The sequence below is a fragment of the Flavobacterium psychrotrophum genome (assembly GCF_003403075.1).
Lineage (GTDB): Bacteria > Bacteroidota > Bacteroidia > Flavobacteriales > Flavobacteriaceae > Flavobacterium > Flavobacterium psychrotrophum.
Genome location: NZ_CP031557.1, coordinates 4,128,739 through 4,150,618, shown reverse-complemented (window position 1 = coordinate 4,150,618; position 21,880 = coordinate 4,128,739). Strand labels below are relative to the sequence as shown.

Sequence of the window (21,880 nt, the reverse complement as noted above, 5' to 3'; positions counted from 1 at the left end):
AATACGTTATAATTGACCAGGAGGAGTAAATTATGAATAAAAAAAGAACATTGTCATTCGCATTCGCGCTGCTTTCGGTGGGTGCTTTTGCCCAGGAATCAGTGCTGGTGGAGATCAATCCGCAGCCGGTAGTAAAAATGTCGTTCCTAGACTCTATTAAATCCACTTTTGTGCGCAATCACGAAATGGCTTGTGTAGACAGTTTATGGATGGGCGAACTTTCTAACAACGACCTGTTTGAAAACATGCAGGAAGACCTTAAGAATGTTAACCCTGATGTTGAGGTAGATTACAGCCTTAATACCGAACTGCTTAAGCAAAGGCTTGCCAAGCTGGATGCCAGGTCGCCGTTTAATATCGAATACAGCAAAGGCCTTGAAAACATTATAAAATCGTACCTTAAAAACCGCCCGCGCAGCTATGAAAGGCTGATGGCGATTAGTGAGTACTATTTCCCGATGTTTGAAGAGTACCTTGCCAAGTACAACGTTCCTATCGAAATTAAATACCTGGCGGTTATAGAAAGTGCGCTAAACCCAAGGGCTAAAAGCCACGTGGGCGCATCTGGATTATGGCAGTTTATGTACCCTACCGGCAAGCAATACAGCCTTGAGGTAGATAGTTATGTAGACGAACGCCTAGATCCGTTAAAAGCTACAGAGGCTGCGTGCCAGTATCTTACAAGCCTTTACAACATCTTTGGCGACTGGGATTTGGTACTTGCATCATACAACGCCGGCCCTGGTAATGTAACCAAAGCCATTCGCCGTAGTGGAGATTATAAGAACTACTGGAACATTCGCCGTAACCTGCCAAAAGAGACACAGGCATATAACCCTACGTTCCTGGCTACAATGTATATCTATGAATATGCTAAAGAGCATGGTATTAACGGTAAAAAAGCTCCGCTGACGTATTTTGAGACCGATACCGTTATGGTAAAACGCCAAATGTCGTTTAAGCAAATTGCAAGCCTGGTAGATGTACCGGTTAGCCAGCTACAGTTTCTTAACCCTATCTATAAGCTTGATGTAATACCTCACAATGCTGCTAAGGCTCACTACCTGAGGTTACCAAAAGATAAAATAGGTTTATTTGCTTCTAACGAAAAAGCCATTTATGCTTATATTGACCATGAAGATAGTAAACGCGAAAGGCCATACTTTGTAGGCTCTCCTGAGAAAGAGCAGGCTTATGCAGCTGCGCCGTCAAGAAGTAAGTACACTAAGAAAAGCAATGTTACCACAAAGTCGTATGTTGTAAAACGCGGTGATAACCTGGGCGAAATTGCGAGCCGTTATGATGTATCTGTGGCTGAACTTAAGCAATGGAACAGGATTAAGGGCAATAACATTATGGCGGGCCAAAAGCTTAAGATACAAAAGACAACTATTGTAAAAGAGCCTGTAATTATAGCACCTGCAGATACGGCTATTGCTGCTACAAAACCTGCTAAGCCTGCGCTTAAAACGGTTGCTCCTGCAAAAGAGCCAATTGCTGATGATGCTGCGCCTGCTGTTGCAGAATGCGATACACCTGCAATTGCAGATGCCAAGCCAAACACGATTGCAGCTTCTGTTAGAAAAGTGCGTGAGTCGAGCTATGAAGAGGCGGCCATGTATATTGTACAAAAAGGCGATTCGCTTTTTAGCATTGCAAGAAAACATCCTGGTGTTACCGTAGAAAACATCAAAAAATGGAATGACATTAAGGGCGAAAGCATTCAGCCCGGAATGAAACTGAAGGTAGTATCGGTCAACTAGCAATGGCCCAAAACATATATTTTATGAAAAAAGTGCAGCAAATAGTAGCCTTGTGTTTACTGGTTTGCTGCACTTTTTCGTGTCAGGAGGATAAGGTGGCCAAGGCCATATCAGAAGGGGAGGTTAATGAGGTAAACATTATCATTAGCGATGTGTTGTGGAACGGTGTTGTGGGCGATAGCCTTCGCAAAAAATTTGCTGCTCCCGTAGAGGGCCTTACCCAGGAAGAACCCGTATTTACGCTGAAACAATACCATCCGCAGGCTTTTGACGGCGAAATTAAAAAGGGGCGCAACATCATTTTTGTTGAAAAAGAAGATGATGAGCCCGAAGACCGTTTTGTGTACCACCAGAACGATTACTGCACACCACAAAATGTTTTTACCCTTAGCGGCAAAAATACATCTCAATTGCTGGAAACCATACGGATGTACAGCGATGAGATTATTAAAACCATAAGGCTGGGAGAAATGACCGTAACCCAAAGGCGAAACGATAAGCTCGGCCTTCGTGATACTGTGTATTTTGAAAAGACCTATGGCATATCTATAAAAGTGCCGGTTACTTACCGCTATGCCCTTAAGAACGATAATTTTCTCTGGCTAAAAAAAGAAATTTCCGGAGGTAATACTAATTTGCTGCTGTACCGCGTGCCTTATATTACCCTTGAAAAGGATAAGGAAATGGTTAACAACATCATCAGGATGCGCGACTCTATTGGTAATTTGTACATACACGGGCAGGAACCTGATACATACATGGTGACAGAAACAGCATATTCGCCATCGGTATTTATGACGAGCTTTAACGACAGGAGCGCTTTTGAAACAAGGGGCAACTGGGAAATGAAGAACGATTTTATGAACGGGCCTTTTATTAGCTACAGCATTCGCGATTATAAACACAACTGCTACATGGTTATAGAAGGGTTTATATACAGCCCGTCATCTCCTAAGCGCGATTTGATACTGGAACTGGAGTCGATAATACGGTCTACAAAATTTTTATGAGTATAAAATTTGAAATAAAGCCTTTTGCGGCACTTTCTGTTGCTGAGGTGTATGAAGTGTTGAAACTTCGTAGTGAAGTGTTTGTAGTAGAGCAAAACTGCGTTTATCAGGATATAGATGGTAAAGACCCAAAGGCATTACACGTTATTGGTACGTTTAACGACAAAATTGTTGCCTATACACGCCTTTTTGGCCCCGGCTATTATTTTGACAATGCCTCTATAGGCAGGGTAGTGGTTAGCCCGGAATACCGCGCCCACAAGTTTGGCCACAGCCTTATCAAGACTTCAATCGATGGTATAGTTGAGAATTTTGGTACCGGTGTAATTACTATATCAGCACAGGAATACCTTAAAAAATTCTATGAAACCCACGGTTTCATTCAGGAAGGGGAGGGCTACCTTGAAGATGATATTCCGCATATTAAAATGAACAGGGAATAGTATATTCCGTTGAATAATCGAGGAGTACCTAATTCATCGTATAGCCGTTTCAGAGTGTCTTTCTAATTAATTTTGAAATTCAGCCCAATAAAAAAAGCCTCCACAGCAATGTGGAGGCTTTTTTGAAATTTATTTATTCTGCCAGATTATTGCTGAGTAGGTGCAGCAGCAGGAGCAGCAACCTCAGGAGAATCTACTTTACCTTTAATGGTAAGTATCTTGTTCTGGTCAGTATCGTTAGCAGTAACGGTAATCGTTTTTGTAAAAGGGCCAGGGTTAGCAGCATTGTAAGTAGCTGTAACGTTTCCAGACTCACCCGGCTGTATAGGTGTTTTAGTCCATGTAGGCGTAGTACATCCGCAAGAAGCTTTTACACCTGTAATAAGTATAGTTTGCTTAGATGTGTTTTTAAAAGTAAACTCATGCGTTACAGGCTTACCTTTTTCAATATCGCCAAAGTTATGAACCTCTTCTTTAAAAGAAAGGCCTGTTGGCTTCTGGTCTTTAACTTCTACTTTAGCAGGAGTTGCAGCAGCAGGCGCAGCTTTAAGATCTTTCTTTTTAGCAACTTCCTGAGCATTTACACCTACTGAAAGAAATAAAGCAGCAGCGAATAATGTTAGTTTCAATGTTTTCATACTTGCAAGTAATTATATTAGTTATTAATATTTTGTTCGGTCACTTTTTAATATCACAAATATATTACCTTAACGCCATACATTTGTTAACCGTTTTTAAATCGTTGTTAATAACTTGTTAACGGTTTGTATTACAGGCTGATTTGTAATAATATTTGATGCAAAAAAGAGCGTTACGGCAACACAAAAGCAAAACGCATACCAAAGTAAAGTGAAGTTAAATAAACTAAACATAATCGTATTTATAGGCCTGGTAGCCATAGTTGGGGTTATTACCATGCAGCTTGTAATGCTTAATGAGGCCTACACGTTTGCCAAGAAAGACCTTGGTGAGAAGATACACTTTGCACTTCAGGACGTTACCGATAAAATTTACCGGGATAATAATAGCGAACTGCCTACAGCCAGCCCTATTAAAAAAGTATCTGAAGACTACTATGTAGTAAATGTAAACGATGTTTTTGAAGCCAGTGTATTAGACTATTACCTGAAAAATGAGTTTTTAAAAGTAAAGCTCGATATGGATTATGAATATGCCATTTATGACTGCTCTGGCGATGAAATGGTATATGGCGAGTATGTAAACATGGCCGGACAAGTAGTAAGCAATGAAAACATGAAATGTGTAAACTGCTTTACTAAACGCCCGGGACTGGTATATTACTTTGCGGTACGCTTCCCCGAAATGACGCATAGCTACATTAACACCCTGGGGCAGTACTGGATATATACTGCGGTGCTTTTTCTAGTATTGGTTATTTATGTGTACTCTGTATTTTTGCTGCTCAAGCAAAAAAGGTATACTGAGCTGCAAAAAGATTTTATTAATAACATGACGCACGAGTTTAAAACACCGCTATCGTCTATACTCATTGCATCTAATTATGCCGCTAAACAGCACGAAATAGAAGATAACCCCAAGTTAAACAAGTACCTTAAGATAATTATAGAACAAAGCAATAAGCTTAACCAGCATATAGAACGTGTACTCTCTGTAGCTAAAAACGACAGCGGTATAGGCAGGCTCGAAAAAAAGCCATTCAACATTGCCGAAACACTGGAACTTGTTAAAGATAATGCAGGGCTTAAGTTTGAAAAGGCGCATATAAACCTTGCCATTGCAGGTAGTACACATGAGGTGGCCGCAGATGAGTTTCATGTATATAACATACTGTATAACATAGTAGAAAACGCTATTAAGTATGGTCCTGCTGACACTGATATACAAATACGCCTGGCTCCGCACGGTAAAGGCCTGGTGATAGAAATAAGCGATAATGGCCCCGGTATAGCACAGGAGCATATTGATTTTGTGTTTGACCGTTTTTACCGCGTGCCGCGCGAAAATAAAAAAGATGTAGAGGGTTTTGGTATCGGGCTTTTTTATGTAAAAAAGATTTGTGAACTTCACGGGTGGAAAATATCACTGCATAACAAACCTGCCGGCAGTGGACTAACTGTGAGCATTGTTATCCCTAAAAACAGCATTACATGAAAAAAAGAATACTATATGTAGAAGACGACAGTACGCTTGCGTTTCTTACGGCCGATAACCTTGAGCAACACTATGATGTAGTGCATTTTGTAAACGGGAAGGATGCTTTTGAAGCCTTTAAAAAAGGTGGATTTGACTTGTGCATACTTGATGTGATGCTGCCCGAAATGGACGGTTTTGAGCTTGCTGCCGCCATACGCAACCTGGACGTTGAGGTACCTATAATCTTCCTTTCGGCAAAAACACTTAAAGAAGACCGTATTAAGGGCCTTAAGCTGGGTGCCGACGATTACCTTGTAAAACCCTATAGCATAGAGGAGCTTATCTTAAAAATAGAAGTGTTTTTACAACGCAGCCAAAAGCTTACCGTTGTAAAAAACACTACATATACCGTGGGTGCTTTTACCTTTGACCCCGTAAATTACCTACTTGATAAAGAAGGCGAAACCACCCAGCTTACCGAACGCGAAAGTGCACTGCTTAAGCTTTTTATAGACCATAAAAATAACGTATTGAAACGCGAAAAGATACTTACCGCGCTTTGGGGTACAGACGATTACTTTATGGGCCGCAGCATGGATGTTTTTATTTCGCGCCTGCGAAAAATTTTCCGCGAAGACGAAAATATCAGGATAGAGAACATACCCCGTGTAGGCTTTAAACTGGTAGCGCCTTAGTTTATTAGGTTTTTTCTGCATTCATTCTTTACGCATTAAATGATACGTACTCTAATGTTCTGTATGGTTATTGTCATTCTGAGCGAAGCGCAGCGGAGTCGAAGAATCTCAATACTAGAAAATGTTGCACATCCATTATGCTGGAAAGTTTTTTTTGATTTTATATGTGGGCGAATAATAACCATAACATGCTGATTACCCACACATTTCTACATTTGTTTCCACAATTTTCTACAGCGCAGCGCATATATTGTAATCAATAAAATTTTATAGGATAAAGGAATTTTGTTTTATAAACTGTTGATAAACAGTTTGTTTAGGTTGTTGTTTGTTAGCTATATCTTCTGCCTCGGCTGTTCAGGCATTAATCTTGTCTTATGTAATGGTATAACGACAATATTAAAAACCTACAATACACATGAAAAAATTATTTGTAAGTGCACTAATGCTAACAGGACTTTTAGCAACTGCACAAGAACCGGCTAAAACAACGCAAACTACAAAAGAAACAACTACTGCCACGGCTACAACAACAAGTGCAGCTACCCCGGTAACAACGGCACAGCCTGCACCGGCAGCTACTGCTACAGCACAGCCTGCGGCTACACAACCGGCAACAACAAGTGATAATGCTAAAGTAGAGGCGGTATCTAAAGATGACAAAGCGGAGGCTAAAAAAGCTAACCCTGCTAAAAAATCAAAGTAATGCACTGACTTTTTAGCGCCTATTTATATATTTATTACTAAACAGGTTTTCTATCTATTTTGCCTGTTTATAAAACCTCTGATCCTAAAATCAGAGGTTTTTTTATTTTCAACAGTTCAGTAAGTAATTCATAGTAGTTTACACTAATCCAATAGGAGATTTGATATCCTTTCTATCGCCATAATGGAATTACCATATCTACAAATTATTAGCATAAGACTACTTCATGGCACTGATACGGATGCTGGCTTTTATAAGCGCAAGGGCACGTATTTTTTCCATTTCTACGTCCATAGGCTGGTGTGCGGGGTTTTCGCTAACCAGTTTTATGTGGCCGGGCTGTTCGCTTTTATGAATGTATTTAACGGTAACATACTCATCACCGGCCATATCAAGGCCCAGCAGGTACATTTCGCCATAAAAAATGCTGCTCCTTATATCCTGCATAATCTTGTACATTACAATATCACCGCTGTTTAGTATGGGCTGCATGCTGTTTCCGGTAACATAAATAGCGCCATCACATTTTGGCAATTGTGGTATGCTTATATGGTCTATGGGTTGCTGTGCAGTAGCACTGCCAAAGAGTGGCAATAGCCCGGCAACAGCCTCAAGGTTAAATAAGGGTATTTTCTGGCTCTCTACAGGCACATCAGTACGCAGTCGGTACTGGCGCACGGCCTGGGGTATTTCGGCGCCTTCAGCAAGCATGGTGCCTTTGCCGGTAAGCAGCCACTCCGGATTAATTTGTGGGTATTGCCCCATAATTTTTTCCAGCACATTACTGCCTATACTTTTTTCTTCTTTTACAGCTTTGCTTATGGCACCACGGCTGGCACCTATAGAATTTTCAAACGCATAGTAGCTAATGCCCGATGCCTCAATAAAATCACCTACTCTTCTGGATACCATAAATGAGATTTTTTTACAAATGTAAGAAAATAATACCTTACAAAGCACTGGCGAAGTTTTATATTCTACTACACTCGAAGTTTATGAGTACTGTTTTGCCACGGCGAACACAAAGATTTTCACAATGTGCACAACGCTAACCGTCTTCGACGGAAGGTCACAAAGCTGTGCATGCTTAATAGCTGTACAACTTTGTGATCTTAGTGAAAATCTTTGTGCTCCCCCGTGGTAAAAAGCATGGTAAAACCTTTAAAACAGATTTTTCTTTTTAAACAACAGTACACCCACTACCGATATAAAGAACGAAACCAGAGCTATTATCCATAATCCGTGGTTGTTTTCCTGCAACCCGTTTGGCACGTTCATACCATAAAAACTGGCTATAAGTGTAGGAATCATCAAGATAATGGATATCGATGTAAGCCGTTTCATGATTACGTTGAGGTTGTTAGATATTACACTGGCATAAGCATCCATAGTACCGGTAAGAATGTCGCTGTAAATGTTAGTGGTATCCTGTGCCTGGCGCAGCTCGATTTCAACGTCTTCAATAAGCTCAGGGTCAAATGTTTCGCGGTAGCCCTTAAGGTTGCGGATGCGGTAAAACAACATCTCATTACCTTTAATGGATGTTATAAAAAACACGAGGCATTTTTCTATTTGCAGCAGCGCCTGTAAGTCTTCGTTGCGGATTGATTTTTCGAGGTTGTCTTCTGCGCTTTTTATCAACTGGTTAATTTGTTTCAGGTATTTCTGGAACCAGATGCTTGTAGATATCAACAGGCGCAGCACAAGGTCAAAATGCCCATCGGGCAAAATGCGTTTCTTTTGAGAGTACTGTACAAAATCTTCAATCAGGTCGTTATCTGTAAAGCAAAGCGATACAAAAACATCATCTTTAAACATTACACCCAGCGGAGCCGTGCTGTAAGGCAGGCGCTCATCATTCGTCTTTAGCGGCATACGCATAATGATAAGGCACCAACCGTCTTCAAACTCTATGCGGGGGCGTTCGTCTATATCTTCAATATCGTTATAAAATGCCTCAGGAACGTTGAGTTCGTAAAGCAGATAACGGGTTTCTTTTTCGGTGGGGTTAACAGCGCTTATCCATATTGCGTTGTTTTGGCTGTGGGCTGTAGTAAGGCCGCAGTTGTCTTTGGTGTAAAAGGTTACCATAATGCAATTTCCCTAAATTAAGTATCAGGGAAAAGCGCGTTTGGCTATCCCTGAAGGGTTACTAATCTTCTATGTCGATAGTCGTCCATCGGTGTACAACAAATTTTTTGCAAAGGTAATCAATTATAATGCCAGTAGGTTCACTTCCTGCATTTTTGGAGCTGCTTGAGTGGCGTTTTTTACGAAAAGGATATAATAGAGCATAAGGTTTTAATAATTCCGGATGCAGAAAATTCGGTCGCGTTGATTATGCGATGCATGGTTTTACTATTTTAGCTAAAAATAATTTTTATGAACTATAAAATTACCAACAACGAACCTGAATACCTTAAGGCATCTAACATTGTTTTTGCGGTGGTTGGCGTTAAGCTGCTTACTTATGTTTTTAATGCCATTACACAACCCATAGGCATATTCGCATCTATAATCAGCGTTGTTAGCGTGGCTATAACCCTGGGCATATGGGGCGGCCTTGCTTTTATTCTCCGCAACAGGATAGACTGGTCAAGATATGTATTAGCGGTACTTGCCGGCTTAAGCGTTATATCAGCTATAATATCGCTTTTTAGCATTATAGAATTTCCTGTAGTTGTAATTCTTGGGCTTATTGCCACAGGGCTTACCGTATGGGCGGCACTTATTGTATTAAAAAAAGAGCTTAACAGGGTTTAACCTGAACTTAGCTGTTTTCCGACAAAAGTGTTTAATCTCAAATGAAAATATAATTCAAATATTTTTTCTCGCAGAGGCGCAAAGCTTTGCGCCTTCGAGACATTTAAACCAGTGGACTTGAAATAAATGGTATAAATTTAAAACGGGCTGTATCAAATTTTGATACAGCCCGTTTTTTTACTTCTTCAATATCTTTTTCAATCTTGTAGGCTGTGTCAAAGGTGTCACTATTACAGGTCAATATACTGTACACTATCAAGATACTGTTGGTCATACGTTTAAAGGTTGTAGACCAAACTCGGCTTCTACAGTAATTACAGCTTTTAAAATTGCAGAAAGTTGGGGTCGCGTTGATTATAGGATATATGGTTTTACTATTTTAGCTGAAAATATTTTATGGACATTTCAAATAATCCTGATTACATTAAATCTTCTAAATTAGTTTTTATCTCAGCCGGTTTAGGTTTTGTAAATGTATTGTTAGCCCCCGGAATTTTTAGAAATCCGGAACAGGTCATCATAGTTATATTTACGTTGCTCTTCCTTATGGCAATTGGATTAGGCATCTATTATGGTTTGTCATGGATAAAATATGTACTGGCAGCTATTATTATTTTAGGGTTTAGAGATGCGTTTGCCTGGATAATGAAAGAATTAGTAGAAAACCCTCTGAATGCGATAATTTCAATTTTGCAGAATGTAACACAAATCTGGGCAACAGTATTGCTCTTTAAGGAGAATATTAAAAAGACATAAAAAATCCCTTTGTATATACAAAGGGATCAATTTTTTACTTCTTCAATATCTTTTTATATTCAGCATTGTTTGCCAGTAATGCAACTGCCTTTTTAATCTCGGCATTGCTGGTGGTGTAGTATTTATACAGCCCTTCTTTATACTGATAACGCTTTATAAGTTCATCAGTTATCAGTTGCTTAATTTCAGCTTTATGGGCAGCAAGCTCTTTATCTTCGCTTTTCTGTACTGCTGCCAGCAGTGCCTGATATTCTGCCTTAATGCTGCTGTCTACCTTTTCTTTCTGGGCTACTACCATCAGGTCTTTAACAGCCCTTTCGGTTTCGGTATCAAATTCAAAGTTCTCTTTTTTAAGGTAGCCTTTAAACGATTCAAAATCGGCATCGCTAATGTTCGGAACCGTTGTGCCCAGGTTAGGGTTTTTGTAGTAATACTGGGTAGCATAGTTAAAAACGCCGTCTTTGCGCACCAGTGCATCGGCTATGGCGCTTTGCTTACTTTCTTCCAGTTCTACATCGGGTAAAATACCGCCACCATCATACACGGTACGCCCGCTGCGGGTTTTAAAGGCGTTGTAGTTTTTAGCATCAATGCGTATGGCTTTACCATCGGCATCCTTATGCGTATAGTCAAGCGCCTGTATACCGCGGCCCGAAGGGGTATAATAGCGCGATATGGTAACTTTTACCTGTGTTCCATACGTCAGGTCCAGCGGGCGTTGTACAAGCCCTTTACCAAAGCTGCGGCTGCCAATGATAACGGCACGGTCAAGATCCTGCAATGCGCCCGAAACAATTTCTGATGCCGAAGCACTCTTGCCATCTACCAGTATTGCTAACGGAATGTCTAAGTCTACCGGTGCAGTGTGGGTTTTATAGGTATTATTATACTTGTCGTTCTTGCTCTTGGTAGTAACGATAATTTCGCCCTGGTTTACAAACAACCCGCAGATGTTTACCGCTTCGTTTAGTAATCCGCCCGGGTTGCCCCTAAGATCCAGCACAATGCTCTTTGCACCCTGCCCTTTAAGGTCGATAAGCGCCGCCTTAGTCTCGCTGCTGGCCTTGCCATTAAACTGTGAAAGTACAATGTACCCGGTTTCTTTACCCACCATGCTGTAATACGGTACAGCCTTAACATCTACCTCACTCAGAATAAGATCTGTCGTAAGGGTTTTGCCCTGACGTAGGTACTTAATGGTGAATTTGGTGTTCTTAGAGCCCTTAAGTAATTCGCTGGCATCTTCTTTAAAATCAGCTAGCGATACATCACCTATTTGTATTATTTCATCGCCGGCTTTAAGGCCTGCCTTATCTGCCGGGTAGTCTTTATACGGTTCTTTTATAATCAGTTTACCCTCTTTGCGGGTTATAAGCGCACCGATGCCGGTATATTCGCCGGTGTTGTTTATCTTGAAACGCGCCACATCGGCCTCGTTAAAGTAGTTGGTATACGGGTCAAGGTCAGCCAGCATGCTCTTGATAGCTTTATCCATCAGCTCACCCGGATTTGTTTCGTCTACATAATTGGTATTAACCGTTTTATATAGCGTTGTAAAAATTTCTATCTGCTTGGCAATTTCAAAGAAATCATCTCTGTAGGTAAACCCGGCTCCCGTAAATAATATGCCCACAGCCAATGCCGGTACTACATATTTCTTTTTAAGTGTTTTAAACATTTTGTTTCCTTTTTCTTATCCGTTTCCGATATATTATATACGCTATCACGAAAATAACGATTATCGGCCATATATTTAGCAGCACCAGGAAGAAACTTGACAATCCGTTAAATCCGGATTTTACAGCCGCCCATATCTTAACCGAATATGATTCTGTTACACCTTCATTGGTTTCTGTAACGGTATAAAACGCTATGGTAACCGTACTCATAGATACCCTGCTTCGAATGTACCTTAGCTTTCCCTCGGCGGCATCAATTTCCTGGCGTATGGCAGATATTTCCTTTTCAATCTGCAGCATATCATCTACCTTATTTGCCTTCCTCAGCATATCATAATAACGCTCTTCCAGCACTTTCTTGGCTTTCATGCGCGCCTCAACATCAATGTATTCCTCGGTAACATCATCAGCACTAATGTCGCGCTTTTCAAAGTAAGATACGCCTTTGCTTACTGCGGCCACAAATCCTTCAAAATTACCCGATGGCAAGCGCACGGTCATGGTGCGGGTAAGCGAATTGTATTCTTTAGCCTGCGAATCGTTTTGAAGCAGTGCATTGTACTTTTTTATAGCCGCGTTTATTATCATTGCAGTGCTGTCCAGGCTTTTGGTCTCAAAGCGCAGATCGGCGTTTTTTATTATTTTCTGCTCCTGCTGCGGTGCAGGAGTCGCGGTTACAGCCTTATCTGCCACAGCGGGCTTACTTTCGGCAGTTTCAGATGCCGCCGCATAACTTACATCAGCGCTTTCTGTTTCTTCAGATTTTTTGCAGCCCATTACCGCTAAGGCAATAAGCAGCATGCATACTATTCTTTTCATGTTGGTTGGTGTATTTTAGCAGTAAAACGCTAAAGTATATGGCGTTAGTATAACTGTTTACTCCTGATTTGCAAAACCTTCCTGTACCAGGAATTTTTCAAACAATTGGGTTGTTTTTGCCATTACCTCAGTATGCGGCAGGCGGTCTTTTGTCTGGTAAAAAAACATGATGGCATACGGCTTATCAATAGCATCTGAAAGCAGGTGCTTATTGTGGCGGTAAGCTTCGCGCAGCAGGCGTTTAAAGTAATTGCGGTCGTGGGCGCGTTTAAAGTACTTTTTAGAAACCGACACACCCATTTGCAGGGGAACGCTCTCTAGCGTCTCTAACGGCATATAAACGAGCCGTAGCGGGTATTTTGATACCGACTTGCCCTGCGTAAACAGGTCGCCTATAAGATTGCGGCTTTTGAGTTTTTCTGCCCTCGGGTATGTAAAGCGTTTGGTTTCCATGCGGCGCAAAGGTAATGTTCTTTTGTTTTGAAACAAATCAGCAAATTTTCACATTACATACCTAAACTCTCCGAATTTATGTGAGATATAACTCAATGGCTAAATTTTTACCACAAGGTACACAAAGGTTTTCACAAAGGTCAGCAAGCAAACCGCCTCTGGCGGAAGGACACACACGAGGGCGAAGTCCGAACTGACGAAGTAAAGCTCTGTGTTCTCTTAGGAAACAAATATATCTATACAGCTTTGTGTTCCCTGTGAAAACCTTTGTGAGCCTTGTGGTAAAATAAATGCACTACTTTCATTAAAATAAAAAACTGCCCCGAAAGGCAGTTCTTCACTATTTAAAAAACGGATAATTCTTAAAGGTCAAAACCCATGTTTACGCCCAGTTTGCTGGCTATGAGTTTTGTAATGCGTTGCTTAAGCTCTGGTATGCGAATGCTGTCTATAACCTCATTACTAAAAGCATACATAAGCAGCGCCTTGGCTTCTTTTTTCGGGATACCACGGCTTTGCAGGTAAAACATAGCGCTTTCGTCAAGCTGACCAATGGTACAGCCATGCGAACATTTTACATCGTCTGCAAAAATCTCAAGCTGAGGTTTGGCATTTATTGTTGCTTTTTCGCTTATCAGTATGTTGTTATTCTGCTGAAAGGCATCGGTTTTCTGAGCTTCTTTTTCAACAAATATCTTACCGTTAAAAACGCCTGTAGCGTTGCCGTCAAAAATACCTTTATAGTTTTGGTGGCTCTCGCAGTTAGGTTCTATGTGGCGTACTAGTGTATAGTGGTCTACCAGCTGCTTATCGCCAATAATGGTAATACCCTTAAGCGTACTTTCTACATGCTCGCCCTGCTGGTAAAAATTCAGATTGTTGCGTGTAATGTTACCCCCAAACGAAAAAGTATGCACAGAAGCGTTGCTATTGCGTTTTTGGGCTATATAAGTGTTGTCTACCAGCGTGGCAGTTTGCACGTCATTCTGGATCTTGTAGTAATCTACGTTAGAATATGGCTGTGCAAAAATCTCGGTAACGCTGTTTGTAAGCACCGGGTTGCTGTTAAGGCTCTGGTGGCGCTCTATGATTTGTACCTGGGCATTTTCGCCTACTATGATGAGGTTGCGCGGCTGTACCATAAGGGCAGCTTCGTTACCTGTAGACAGGCACATGATCTCGATAGGCTTATCGGCCACTTTGCCTTTTGGAATATTGATAAAAGCACCCTCACTGGCAAATGCCGTATTAAGAGATGTAAGGCTCTCATCGGTATTGGCTATTTTGTTAAAGTAAGTATCAATAACTTCCTTATACTTAGGTTTAGTAAGCGCGCTGCTCATAAGACACACATCAAGGCCATCGTGCGTGGTGCTGCTTAAAAATGAGCTGAATACGCCATCTATAAACACCAGTTTGTATGTGTCAATTTCGTGCAGGAAATATTTTTTAACATCGGCATAGTTCAGGGCATTTTCATGCTTTGGGAATACGCTAAAGTCATTTTTAAGCACCGCGTTTAGCGATGTATATTTCCAGGCCTCCTCTTTTTTAGTTGGGAATCCTTTATTTTCAAAGTTCTTAATAGCTTCTGTACGAATGTCGTGCAGTCCGGCGGTAACATCTACCCCTTCCTCAAAAGCCATAAAAGACGATAATAGTTTTTCTCTAAGGTCCATATTTTTGTTTCAGGTTTCAGGTTTCAAGTTGCTTACTCAAACCCGACTCATCCTTATTATTTAGTTTCAGGTTTTTAGGTTTAAAGTTGCTCACTCTTAGCCTAAAGTTATACCTTACTACATTATTGGAATTTAATTCCTTCAAAATCTTTTTTATTTAGGTAACTTATAAAGTTACTAATCTTGCCACTCAGCTTTTCATAATCTGCAACTAACAATTCCAACTTTTCAGACGAAATATGGTTACAGTCATATAGTCTGTAAAGTTGCGAGCGCGTTTCTCCGGAAGAACCTTTGGCAATTGATAGAAATTGCCTGAATTCAAGGTTACCATCTCTTTCAAAACCTTCAGCAATATTATCCATTACAGAACCGGAAGCACTCTTAATCTGGCTTTTAAGCCTGAAATCATTTCTTAATTCTGTCTCAATAGAAATAAAGTGCACTTCTTTTGCAAGTCGTCTCGCTTCTTTCCAAATTTCAAGGTCTTCAAACCGTTTAATTGTCGCCATGCTAAAATCAACTTTAAAAATAACCTGAAACCTGAAACTTTAAACTAAAATTAGTTTTCCGCTTTAATCCAGTCGTAGCCTTTTTCTTCAAGTTCGTAGGCCAGTTCTTTACCGCCCGATTTTACGATCTTACCGTTGTACAATACGTGTACAAAATCTGGCACGATATAATCCAGCAGGCGCTGGTAGTGCGTAATAACAATTACTGCATTATCTTCACTGCGCAGCTTGTTTACACCGTTTGCCACAATGCGAAGCGCATCAATATCAAGGCCTGAATCGGTTTCATCAAGTATTGCCAGTTTAGGTTCCAGCATGGCCATCTGAAAGATCTCGTTACGTTTCTTTTCCCCACCCGAAAAACCTTCGTTTAACGAACGTGATAAGAACTTACGGTCGATTTCCAGGAGTTCACTCTTTTCACGAATTAGCTTGAGCATTTCATTGGCAGGCATTTCTTCCTTACCATTAGCTTTGCGGCTCTCGTTAATAGCAGTCTTCATAAAGTTAGTTACCGATACACCTGGAATCTCTACCGGATACTGGAACGAAAGGAACACACCTTTGTGCGCACGCTCCTCAGGAGCCAGTTCGCCAATGTCTTCACCCTCAAGAATGATCTCGCCATCGGTTACCTCATAGTTTTCATTACCGGCAATAACCGACGATAGCGTACTTTTACCGGAGCCGTTAGGCCCCATTATGGCGTGTACTTCTCCGGCCTTAACCTCAAGGTTAATACCTCTTAATATGTCTTTGTCTTCTACGCGTGCGTGTAAGTTTTTTATACTTAACATTATACTTGTTTTATTTATCTGATTCGCCTTCTGATAATTCTATAAAGGCGGCAATTATTTCTTTTATGTATGGGTTCCTTTTCAGGACAATCATCGAAACCGGATAACGGTTTTGGTTCGTATCTACCAATATTTCATCTAATTTTATGAAAGAATCATTCTGATATTTATAAAACCACTGGTCGAACTTTTTTCTTCTTATGTCTTGCCTGTTATCTGACGAGTCACAAATATAGATACAGACATTCTTAGTGTTCGCGATAAAAAACTCCCTAAATATTTCAGCTATTGTATCGCTTACCTGATTATCCAGAGGAGGATTCTTCCCCGAATTATTTAGTATAACAGTAATTACAAATTCATAAATCAGTTCAGAAAATTCATTTTCGGCAAATAAGTAAGGAGACGGCTTAAACTTGATTTCGTAAACAATTTTATTTACCGTTTCAAAAAAATAGCTGTTATTATGCCCGCCACCAAATATATAATAATAAGGCATTACTTTTTACCCGCATTAAGCGCCCTTAGCTTAGCTAAAACATCCTGAAACTCTGGTGTATTTGCAAACCTTTTCGACTCTTCCTGCATTTCCCTCTTGCTTTGCAATAGGTAGGCTATAACCTCATCAGTTGTCCTTTTCTTTTTTTCCTGTGTTTTCATGATCTCACTAATTAAAGTTTACCCCACCGATCCCTCTAAGCTTATTTCCAGCAACTTCTGAGCCTCTACGGCAAACTCCATAGGCAGCTTGTTAAGCACCTCTTTACTAAAGCCGTTTACAATAAGGGCAATAGCTTTTTCTGTAGGAATACCACGCTGGTTGCAGTAAAACACCTGATCTTCACCAATTTTGCTGGTGGTTGCCTCGTGCTCTATCTTGGCCGTTGTGTTTTTAGATTCGATATAAGGGAACGTGTGTGCACCGCAATTATTGCCCATAAGCAGCGAGTCGCACTGAGAGAAGTTACGTGCGTTTTCGGCACGGCTTCCTATCTGTACAAGGCCACGGTAGCTGTTTTGCGACTTACCGGCTGATATACCTTTAGATATAATGGTACTCTTAGTGTTCTTGCCCAGGTGAATCATTTTGGTGCCCGTATCTGCCTGCTGGTAGTTATTGGTTACGGCAATAGAGTAAAACTCTCCAACCGAATTATCTCCCTTAAGCACACAGCTTGGGTATTTCCAGGTAACGGCAGAGCCGGTTTCTACCTGTGTCCAGCTAATTTTTGCATTGGTTTCGCAAAGGCCGCGTTTTGTAACAAAGTTAAACACACCACCTTTACCCTCTTTATTCCCCGGGAACCAGTTTTGTACCGTACTATATTTTATCTCGGCATTATCCATAGCTACAAGCTCTACAACGGCAGCGTGCAGCTGGTTCTCGTCGCGGCTTGGTGCGGTACAGCCTTCAAGGTAGCTTACATAACTGCCTTCATCGGCAATTACAAGCGTACGCTCAAACTGGCCAGTACCGGCCTGGTTAATACGGAAGTATGTACTTAGTTCCATAGGGCAACGCACTCCTTTAGGAATGTAACAAAATGAACCGTCGCTAAATACAGCCGAGTTTAGTGCAGCATAAAAGTTGTCTTTTTGCGGTACCACAGAGCCTATGTATTTTTTAACCAGTTCAGGGTGTTCTTTTATCGCCTCGCTGATAGAGCAAAAAATAATGCCTTTTTCAGCCAGTGTTTTTTTAAACGTAGTTGCCACAGATACAGAGTCCATAACAATGTCTACCGCCACACCGCTAAGCATTTTTTGCTCGTCGATAGAGATACCAAGTTTCTTGAATGTTTCAAGCAATTCAGGATCTACTTCGTCAAGGCTTTCATACTTGGCTTTTTTAAGCGGCGCAGAGTAATATGATATAGCCTGAAAATCAGGTTTCTCATAATGCACGTTTGCCCATGTAGGCTCTTTCATTAACTCCCAGGCACGAAAAGCCTCCAGGCGCCACTCGGTCATCCATTCCGGCTCTTCCTTCTTAGCAGAAAGCGCACGTACAATGCCCTCGTTAAGCCCTACAGGAAAGGTCTCACTCTCTATATCGGTATAAAAACCGTACTCGTATTCTTTATTTTCGAGTTCGATCTTTAATTCTTCTTCGGTATACTTACTCATTTTTTGTTTAAATGTTTAAAGTTTAAATGCTATAAAGTTCCTGCGAGGTACTTTATAAAGCCACTTAACAACTTTGATATGTCATTTATCTTCAGGCTTAAACCTTGAAATTCATAATCAGAAATATATTTCAAATCTGAAGCTAAATAAAGCTGGGACCTGAATTCTCCTGCGGAAGCTTTAGCAATGTAAAGGAAACGTATGAATTCCTTGGTCGTTTCTCTTTCAAAGCCTTCGGCAATGTTAGAAGATATTGAGATACTTGATCTCCTCATCTGATCTCTCAAACCATAATCCCGTGTAAAGATCTCGTTATTATTAGTAATTCGGTATATTTCGGCATTCAATTCCCTGGCTTTTTGCCATGCAATAATTTCTTCAAAAGAATGCAGTTTCGCCATACCGTAACATTACAACTTTACAACTTATAAAGAAAAACTCTCCCCACAGCCGCATGTCCTGCTGGCATTAGGGTTATTAAAAACAAAGCCTTTGCCGTTAAGGCCGCCGCTAAACTCTAATATGGTACCTGCAAGGTACAGCACACTTTTTTTATCTACAGCTATCTTAACACCATTATCTTCAAACACTTTGTCGGTTTCGCTCAGTGTATTGTCAAATTTCAATTCGTATGACAATCCTGAACATCCTCCACTCTTTACGCCTACTCTTATATAATCTGTAGTTGCGTTAAAGCCGTCATCCTCCATAAGCATGATAGCCCTTTTCTTTGCTGAATCAGAAACTTTTATCATATCCTAAAAACGTAATATTAATATAAATTTAGTGCAAAGATACGCCAAATTTGTGTAATGCAATGTAGCGCACCTATTTTGTACAAATAGCATTATATGCAATAGTTATACCCTTTCTTCCTAATAAAAATGCTAATTTGCAGCATCTTTAAAACAAACTGCAAACAAAATGAAACTTTATACCGTAGAAAGCGGCAACTTTAAGCTAGATGGTGGCGCTATGTTTGGCGTGGTACCAAAAACCATCTGGAATAAAACTAACCCTGCCGACGAAAACAACCTCATTGATATGGCCGCCCGCTGCCTTTTGGTAGAAGACGGCAACCGCCTTACCCTTATAGACACCGGTATGGGCAATAAGCAGAATGACAAATTCTTTGGATATTACTCACTTTGGGGCGATTTTAATATCGATTCTTCCTTAAAGCAGCACGGTTTTAACCGCGACGATATTACCGATGTGTTTTTAACCCACCTGCATTTTGACCATGTGGGCGGAGCCATACAGTGGAACAAAGACCGCACCGGTTATGAGCCTGCCTTTAAAAATGCACATTTCTGGACAAATGATAACCACTGGCAGTGGGCAACCAAGCCTAATGTGCGTGAAAAGGCATCGTTCCTGACCGAAAATATTTTGCCAATGCAGGAAAGCGGACAACTTAAATTTATCACACGTCCTGAAAACGGCGACTTTTCACCCGAAACCGAAGCGGGTTTTGGAGTGCTGTTTGCCGATGGCCATACCGAAAAGCAGATGTTGCCGCACATTACCCTTAACGGAAAAACGTTTGTTTTTGTAGCAGACCTATTGCCTACCGTGGGGCACCTGCCTTTACCCTATGTTATGGGTTATGATACCCGCCCGCTGCTTACGGTAGACGAGAAGGCAAGGTTTTTAAACGCTGCCGCAGATAATAACTATTATCTGGTACTGGGGCACGACGCGCACAACGAAATTATTACCGTGCAGCATACCGAAAAGGGTGTGCGCCTTAAGGAAGTATTTAGGGCTGCCGATATACTAATGTAATGTTAATTGTTAACTTTGTGTAACAAACTGGCAATACCTTCGACAAATTTTTTAGAACTGTAACTTAACTACGAAAAATGAAATTCAAATCGATTTTACTTACTTCGGCCCTGGCGCTTTTCCTTGCGAGCTGTGGCGCGAAGAAAATCACGGCAACACCTCTTGCCATTACTGCCCCGCTTACTGAAAAGAAAGCTGACCTTACTGACGCTGCCGAAAAACGCTGGAGCCACCTGGATCTTTTTAAAGATACTGTGCCGGGCATGAGTGTAGACCGCGTATATGACCTGCTTAAAGACCGCAAAAGCACTAAAGTTATTGTTGCTGTTGTAGACAGCGGTGTAGATATTGAGCACCCTGAGCTTAAAGACGTTGTTTGGACAAACACTAAAGAAATTGCCGGAAACGGTATAGACGACGATAAGAACGGCTATATTGATGATGTGCACGGATGGAATTTCCTTGGCGATATAGAGCACGAAAACCTTGAGTATGTGCGTATCCTTAAAAAAGGAGATGACGGCAGCGAAACTTATAAAAGAGCTAAAGCTGAGTATGATAACGAAATTCAGCAGGCGCAGGCTGGTAAGCAGCAGATGGATTTTATCCTGAAAGCAGATAAGGCATTCCAGGATAAAACAGGTAAGCAAAACTATACCGCAGATGATCTTAAAAAAGTAACGTTTGACGACGCACAGCTTGGCCAGATAAAAGCACGCTTTGAGCAGATATTTGCAAGAACCTCTCGCGAAGATTTTATGAAAAGAATAGCCGGTGGTGTAGAGCACTACGACAACCAGCTAAAATACAATCTTAACAAAGAGTATGATGCGCGCAAGATTCTTGGCGATAATGCAGACGACTGGAACAGCAAAACATATGGTAATAACAATGTTATAGGCCCGGTAAAAGACGGTGCTAAGCACGGTACCCACGTAGCGGGTATTATTGCCCAGGCGCGTAATAACAATGTGGGTGGCGACGGTGTTGCTACTCCTGTAGTAGAAATTATGGCGGTACGTGCCGTGCCGGATGGCGATGAGTACGATAAAGACGTTGCCCTTGCTATTCGCTATGCGGTAGATAACGGTGCTAAAGTTATTAACGGCAGTTTTGGTAAATACTACTCTCCGCACAGCCAGTGGGTGTATGATGCACTTAAATATGCAGGAGAGAAAGATGTTCTTGTAGTATTTGCTGCAGGTAACGAAGGTATAAACCTTGATGCCGATAAGAGTGAGCGTTACCCTAATGACGACAAAAATACTCTTGAAGAATATACAAACAATGTACTTACCATAGGTGCACTTAACGAAGTATACAGCGATGCGCTTGTTGCTCCGTTCTCTAACTTTGGTAAAACTAAAGTAGACGTGTTCTCTCCGGGTATGAGAATTTATGCTACCGTACCAAACAATGGCTATGAGTTCCTTCAGGGTACATCTATGGCATCGCCTAACGCGGCGGGTGTAGCAGCACTTGTACGTGCATACTACCCTAAGCTTAGTGCATCTGAAGTAAAGCAGATCATCATGAAATCTGGTGTTGCCATTACTATAGATGTTAAAGCTGGCGAAGAAGCTGTAACACTTCCATTCACAGACCTTTCACGCTCTGGTAAAATTGTAAATGCTTACAACGCTATCATTCTTGCGGATAAAGTTTCAAGAGGAGAAAAACTGTAGTTATATACTGCAAACGGTACTTTCTTATTAAAAGAAAGTTATCCTAAATAATAAAACCCCGGTTGTTGCTAAGTTTCAGGCTTACACATC

General features: G+C 41.0%; 24 protein-coding genes. 10 read left to right on the top strand and 14 right to left on the bottom strand.

Annotated elements, in window-relative coordinates; all coding sequences use genetic code 11:
• Nucleotides 1–32: 32 nt before the first annotated feature.
• From DYH63_RS17940 to DYH63_RS17930, 3 genes are read left to right on the top strand one after another with little or no spacing between them, the layout of a single operon-like run.
• Nucleotides 33–1,763 carry a LysM peptidoglycan-binding domain-containing protein gene (locus tag DYH63_RS17940; protein WP_116790108.1) on the top strand — a complete coding sequence of 577 codons (1,731 nt, stop codon included), beginning with the start codon at nucleotides 33–35 and terminating at the stop codon, nucleotides 1,761–1,763.
• A gap of 23 nt (nucleotides 1,764–1,786) precedes the next feature.
• Nucleotides 1,787–2,773, top strand: coding sequence for a DUF4837 family protein (locus tag DYH63_RS17935; RefSeq protein ID WP_240409030.1), 987 nt, complete (start codon nucleotides 1,787–1,789; stop codon nucleotides 2,771–2,773).
• Nucleotides 2,770–3,216: a GNAT family N-acetyltransferase gene (locus DYH63_RS17930; protein ID WP_205528263.1), complete on the top strand. Its 447-nt coding sequence runs from the start codon at nucleotides 2,770–2,772 to the stop codon at nucleotides 3,214–3,216. Before DYH63_RS17935 ends, DYH63_RS17930 begins: the two co-directional genes overlap by 4 nt.
• 146 nt (nucleotides 3,217–3,362) lie before the next feature.
• Here the strand turns inward: DYH63_RS17930 and DYH63_RS17925 are convergent, their stop codons facing one another.
• On the bottom strand, nucleotides 3,363–3,854 hold the full coding sequence (locus DYH63_RS17925; protein ID WP_116790106.1) for a DUF1573 domain-containing protein: 492 nt from the start codon (nucleotides 3,852–3,854) through the stop codon (nucleotides 3,363–3,365).
• A gap of 211 nt (nucleotides 3,855–4,065) precedes the next feature.
• Between DYH63_RS17925 and DYH63_RS17920 the strand changes: the two genes are divergently transcribed.
• From DYH63_RS17920 to DYH63_RS17910, 3 genes are all read left to right on the top strand, one after another.
• Nucleotides 4,066–5,349 carry a sensor histidine kinase gene (locus DYH63_RS17920; protein WP_116790105.1) on the top strand — a complete coding sequence of 428 codons (1,284 nt, stop codon included), beginning with the start codon at nucleotides 4,066–4,068 and terminating at the stop codon, nucleotides 5,347–5,349.
• Nucleotides 5,346–6,026 carry a response regulator transcription factor gene (locus DYH63_RS17915; protein ID WP_116790104.1) on the top strand — a complete coding sequence of 227 codons (681 nt, stop codon included), beginning with the start codon at nucleotides 5,346–5,348 and terminating at the stop codon, nucleotides 6,024–6,026. Before DYH63_RS17920 ends, DYH63_RS17915 begins: the two co-directional genes overlap by 4 nt.
• 418 nt (nucleotides 6,027–6,444) lie before the next feature.
• Nucleotides 6,445–6,732: a hypothetical protein gene (locus tag DYH63_RS17910; RefSeq protein ID WP_162927084.1), complete on the top strand. Its 288-nt coding sequence runs from the start codon at nucleotides 6,445–6,447 to the stop codon at nucleotides 6,730–6,732.
• Nucleotides 6,733–6,951: 219 nt separating this feature from the next.
• Here DYH63_RS17910 and DYH63_RS17905 read toward each other — a convergent pair whose 3' ends face one another.
• Both DYH63_RS17905 and DYH63_RS17900 read right to left on the bottom strand, forming a co-directional pair.
• Nucleotides 6,952–7,644, bottom strand: a complete 693-nt coding sequence (locus tag DYH63_RS17905) for a S24 family peptidase (RefSeq protein ID WP_116790102.1) — start codon at nucleotides 7,642–7,644, stop codon at nucleotides 6,952–6,954.
• 249 nt (nucleotides 7,645–7,893) lie between these two features.
• Nucleotides 7,894–8,823, bottom strand: a complete 930-nt coding sequence (locus DYH63_RS17900; protein ID WP_116790101.1) for a magnesium transporter CorA family protein — start codon at nucleotides 8,821–8,823, stop codon at nucleotides 7,894–7,896.
• A 291-nt stretch (nucleotides 8,824–9,114) separates the two neighbouring features.
• On the opposite strand from DYH63_RS17900, the gene DYH63_RS17895 reads away from it, so the two are divergent.
• Both DYH63_RS17895 and DYH63_RS17890 read left to right on the top strand, forming a co-directional pair.
• Nucleotides 9,115–9,495, top strand: a complete 381-nt coding sequence (locus tag DYH63_RS17895) for a hypothetical protein (protein WP_116790100.1) — start codon at nucleotides 9,115–9,117, stop codon at nucleotides 9,493–9,495.
• Between the two features lie 396 nt (nucleotides 9,496–9,891).
• Complete coding sequence (locus DYH63_RS17890) at nucleotides 9,892–10,251, top strand: hypothetical protein (protein WP_116790099.1); 360 nt, start codon at nucleotides 9,892–9,894, stop codon at nucleotides 10,249–10,251.
• A gap of 34 nt (nucleotides 10,252–10,285) precedes the next feature.
• Here DYH63_RS17890 and DYH63_RS17885 read toward each other — a convergent pair whose 3' ends face one another.
• The 11 genes from DYH63_RS17885 to DYH63_RS17840 form a co-directional block, all read right to left on the bottom strand.
• Nucleotides 10,286–11,929: a S41 family peptidase gene (locus DYH63_RS17885; protein ID WP_116790098.1), complete on the bottom strand. Its 1,644-nt coding sequence runs from the start codon at nucleotides 11,927–11,929 to the stop codon at nucleotides 10,286–10,288.
• On the bottom strand, nucleotides 11,922–12,749 hold the full coding sequence (locus tag DYH63_RS17880) for a DUF4349 domain-containing protein (RefSeq protein WP_116790097.1): 828 nt from the start codon (nucleotides 12,747–12,749) through the stop codon (nucleotides 11,922–11,924). The genes DYH63_RS17885 and DYH63_RS17880 overlap by 8 nt, the downstream gene beginning before the upstream one ends.
• A 57-nt stretch (nucleotides 12,750–12,806) precedes the next feature.
• Nucleotides 12,807–13,202: a ribonuclease P protein component gene (gene rnpA, locus DYH63_RS17875; protein WP_116790096.1), complete on the bottom strand. Its 396-nt coding sequence runs from the start codon at nucleotides 13,200–13,202 to the stop codon at nucleotides 12,807–12,809.
• Between the two features lie 362 nt (nucleotides 13,203–13,564).
• Complete coding sequence (gene sufD, locus DYH63_RS17870) at nucleotides 13,565–14,881, bottom strand: Fe-S cluster assembly protein SufD (RefSeq protein ID WP_116790095.1); 1,317 nt, start codon at nucleotides 14,879–14,881, stop codon at nucleotides 13,565–13,567.
• A 122-nt stretch (nucleotides 14,882–15,003) separates the two neighbouring features.
• On the bottom strand, nucleotides 15,004–15,393 hold the full coding sequence (locus DYH63_RS17865; RefSeq protein WP_116790094.1) for a four helix bundle protein: 390 nt from the start codon (nucleotides 15,391–15,393) through the stop codon (nucleotides 15,004–15,006).
• 50 nt (nucleotides 15,394–15,443) lie between these two features.
• Nucleotides 15,444–16,190 carry a Fe-S cluster assembly ATPase SufC gene (gene sufC / locus DYH63_RS17860; RefSeq protein ID WP_116790093.1) on the bottom strand — a complete coding sequence of 249 codons (747 nt, stop codon included), beginning with the start codon at nucleotides 16,188–16,190 and terminating at the stop codon, nucleotides 15,444–15,446.
• 10 nt (nucleotides 16,191–16,200) lie between these two features.
• Nucleotides 16,201–16,689: a DUF6169 family protein gene (locus DYH63_RS17855; RefSeq protein WP_116790092.1), complete on the bottom strand. Its 489-nt coding sequence runs from the start codon at nucleotides 16,687–16,689 to the stop codon at nucleotides 16,201–16,203.
• A complete protein-coding gene (locus DYH63_RS21380) occupies nucleotides 16,689–16,850 on the bottom strand; it encodes a hypothetical protein (protein ID WP_162927083.1) in 162 nt (53 codons plus the stop codon). Before DYH63_RS21380 ends, DYH63_RS17855 begins: the two co-directional genes overlap by 1 nt.
• Before the next feature lie 18 nt (nucleotides 16,851–16,868).
• Nucleotides 16,869–18,317 (bottom strand): Fe-S cluster assembly protein SufB, encoded by a 1,449-nt coding sequence (gene sufB / locus DYH63_RS17850; RefSeq protein WP_116790091.1) that lies wholly within the window; start codon nucleotides 18,315–18,317, stop codon nucleotides 16,869–16,871.
• A 29-nt stretch (nucleotides 18,318–18,346) separates the two neighbouring features.
• Nucleotides 18,347–18,718: a four helix bundle protein gene (locus DYH63_RS17845; protein ID WP_116790090.1), complete on the bottom strand. Its 372-nt coding sequence runs from the start codon at nucleotides 18,716–18,718 to the stop codon at nucleotides 18,347–18,349.
• Between the two features lie 24 nt (nucleotides 18,719–18,742).
• A complete protein-coding gene (locus tag DYH63_RS17840; protein ID WP_116790089.1) occupies nucleotides 18,743–19,072 on the bottom strand; it encodes a HesB/IscA family protein in 330 nt (109 codons plus the stop codon).
• A gap of 169 nt (nucleotides 19,073–19,241) precedes the next feature.
• Here DYH63_RS17840 and DYH63_RS17835 point away from each other — a divergent pair, with 169 nt between their 5' ends.
• Nucleotides 19,242–20,105 (top strand): MBL fold metallo-hydrolase, encoded by an 864-nt coding sequence (locus DYH63_RS17835; protein WP_116790088.1) that lies wholly within the window; start codon nucleotides 19,242–19,244, stop codon nucleotides 20,103–20,105.
• A 77-nt stretch (nucleotides 20,106–20,182) separates the two neighbouring features.
• A complete protein-coding gene (locus DYH63_RS17830; protein ID WP_116790087.1) occupies nucleotides 20,183–21,790 on the top strand; it encodes a S8 family peptidase in 1,608 nt (535 codons plus the stop codon).
• The last annotated feature ends 90 nt before the right edge of the window (nucleotides 21,791–21,880 follow it).

What these genes read in the sequence shown, in the direction of transcription:
- DYH63_RS17940 (WP_116790108.1), top strand. Translation starts at nt 33, where the DNA reads ATGAATAAAAAAAGAACATTGTCATTCGCATTCGCGCTGCTTTCGGTG.
- DYH63_RS17935 (WP_240409030.1), top strand. Translation starts at nt 1,787, where the DNA reads ATGAAAAAAGTGCAGCAAATAGTAGCCTTGTGTTTACTGGTTTGCTGC.
- DYH63_RS17930 (WP_205528263.1), top strand. Translation starts at nt 2,770, where the DNA reads ATGAGTATAAAATTTGAAATAAAGCCTTTTGCGGCACTTTCTGTTGCT.
- DYH63_RS17925 (WP_116790106.1), bottom strand. Translation starts at nt 3,854, where the DNA reads ATGAAAACATTGAAACTAACATTATTCGCTGCTGCTTTATTTCTTTCA.
- DYH63_RS17915 (WP_116790104.1), top strand. Translation starts at nt 5,346, where the DNA reads ATGAAAAAAAGAATACTATATGTAGAAGACGACAGTACGCTTGCGTTT.
- DYH63_RS17910 (WP_162927084.1), top strand. Translation starts at nt 6,445, where the DNA reads ATGAAAAAATTATTTGTAAGTGCACTAATGCTAACAGGACTTTTAGCA.
- DYH63_RS17905 (WP_116790102.1), bottom strand. Translation starts at nt 7,644, where the DNA reads ATGGTATCCAGAAGAGTAGGTGATTTTATTGAGGCATCGGGCATTAGC.
- DYH63_RS17900 (WP_116790101.1), bottom strand. Translation starts at nt 8,823, where the DNA reads ATGGTAACCTTTTACACCAAAGACAACTGCGGCCTTACTACAGCCCAC.
- DYH63_RS17895 (WP_116790100.1), top strand. Translation starts at nt 9,115, where the DNA reads ATGAACTATAAAATTACCAACAACGAACCTGAATACCTTAAGGCATCT.
- DYH63_RS17890 (WP_116790099.1), top strand. Translation starts at nt 9,892, where the DNA reads ATGGACATTTCAAATAATCCTGATTACATTAAATCTTCTAAATTAGTT.
- DYH63_RS17885 (WP_116790098.1), bottom strand. Translation starts at nt 11,929, where the DNA reads ATGTTTAAAACACTTAAAAAGAAATATGTAGTACCGGCATTGGCTGTG.
- DYH63_RS17880 (WP_116790097.1), bottom strand. Translation starts at nt 12,749, where the DNA reads ATGAAAAGAATAGTATGCATGCTGCTTATTGCCTTAGCGGTAATGGGC.
- rnpA (WP_116790096.1), bottom strand. Translation starts at nt 13,202, where the DNA reads ATGGAAACCAAACGCTTTACATACCCGAGGGCAGAAAAACTCAAAAGC.
- sufD (WP_116790095.1), bottom strand. Translation starts at nt 14,881, where the DNA reads ATGGACCTTAGAGAAAAACTATTATCGTCTTTTATGGCTTTTGAGGAA.
- DYH63_RS17865 (WP_116790094.1), bottom strand. Translation starts at nt 15,393, where the DNA reads ATGGCGACAATTAAACGGTTTGAAGACCTTGAAATTTGGAAAGAAGCG.
- sufC (WP_116790093.1), bottom strand. Translation starts at nt 16,190, where the DNA reads ATGTTAAGTATAAAAAACTTACACGCACGCGTAGAAGACAAAGACATA.
- DYH63_RS17855 (WP_116790092.1), bottom strand. Translation starts at nt 16,689, where the DNA reads ATGCCTTATTATTATATATTTGGTGGCGGGCATAATAACAGCTATTTT.
- DYH63_RS21380 (WP_162927083.1), bottom strand. Translation starts at nt 16,850, where the DNA reads ATGAAAACACAGGAAAAAAAGAAAAGGACAACTGATGAGGTTATAGCC.
- sufB (WP_116790091.1), bottom strand. Translation starts at nt 18,317, where the DNA reads ATGAGTAAGTATACCGAAGAAGAATTAAAGATCGAACTCGAAAATAAA.
- DYH63_RS17845 (WP_116790090.1), bottom strand. Translation starts at nt 18,718, where the DNA reads ATGGCGAAACTGCATTCTTTTGAAGAAATTATTGCATGGCAAAAAGCC.
- DYH63_RS17840 (WP_116790089.1), bottom strand. Translation starts at nt 19,072, where the DNA reads ATGATAAAAGTTTCTGATTCAGCAAAGAAAAGGGCTATCATGCTTATG.
- DYH63_RS17835 (WP_116790088.1), top strand. Translation starts at nt 19,242, where the DNA reads ATGAAACTTTATACCGTAGAAAGCGGCAACTTTAAGCTAGATGGTGGC.
- DYH63_RS17830 (WP_116790087.1), top strand. Translation starts at nt 20,183, where the DNA reads ATGAAATTCAAATCGATTTTACTTACTTCGGCCCTGGCGCTTTTCCTT.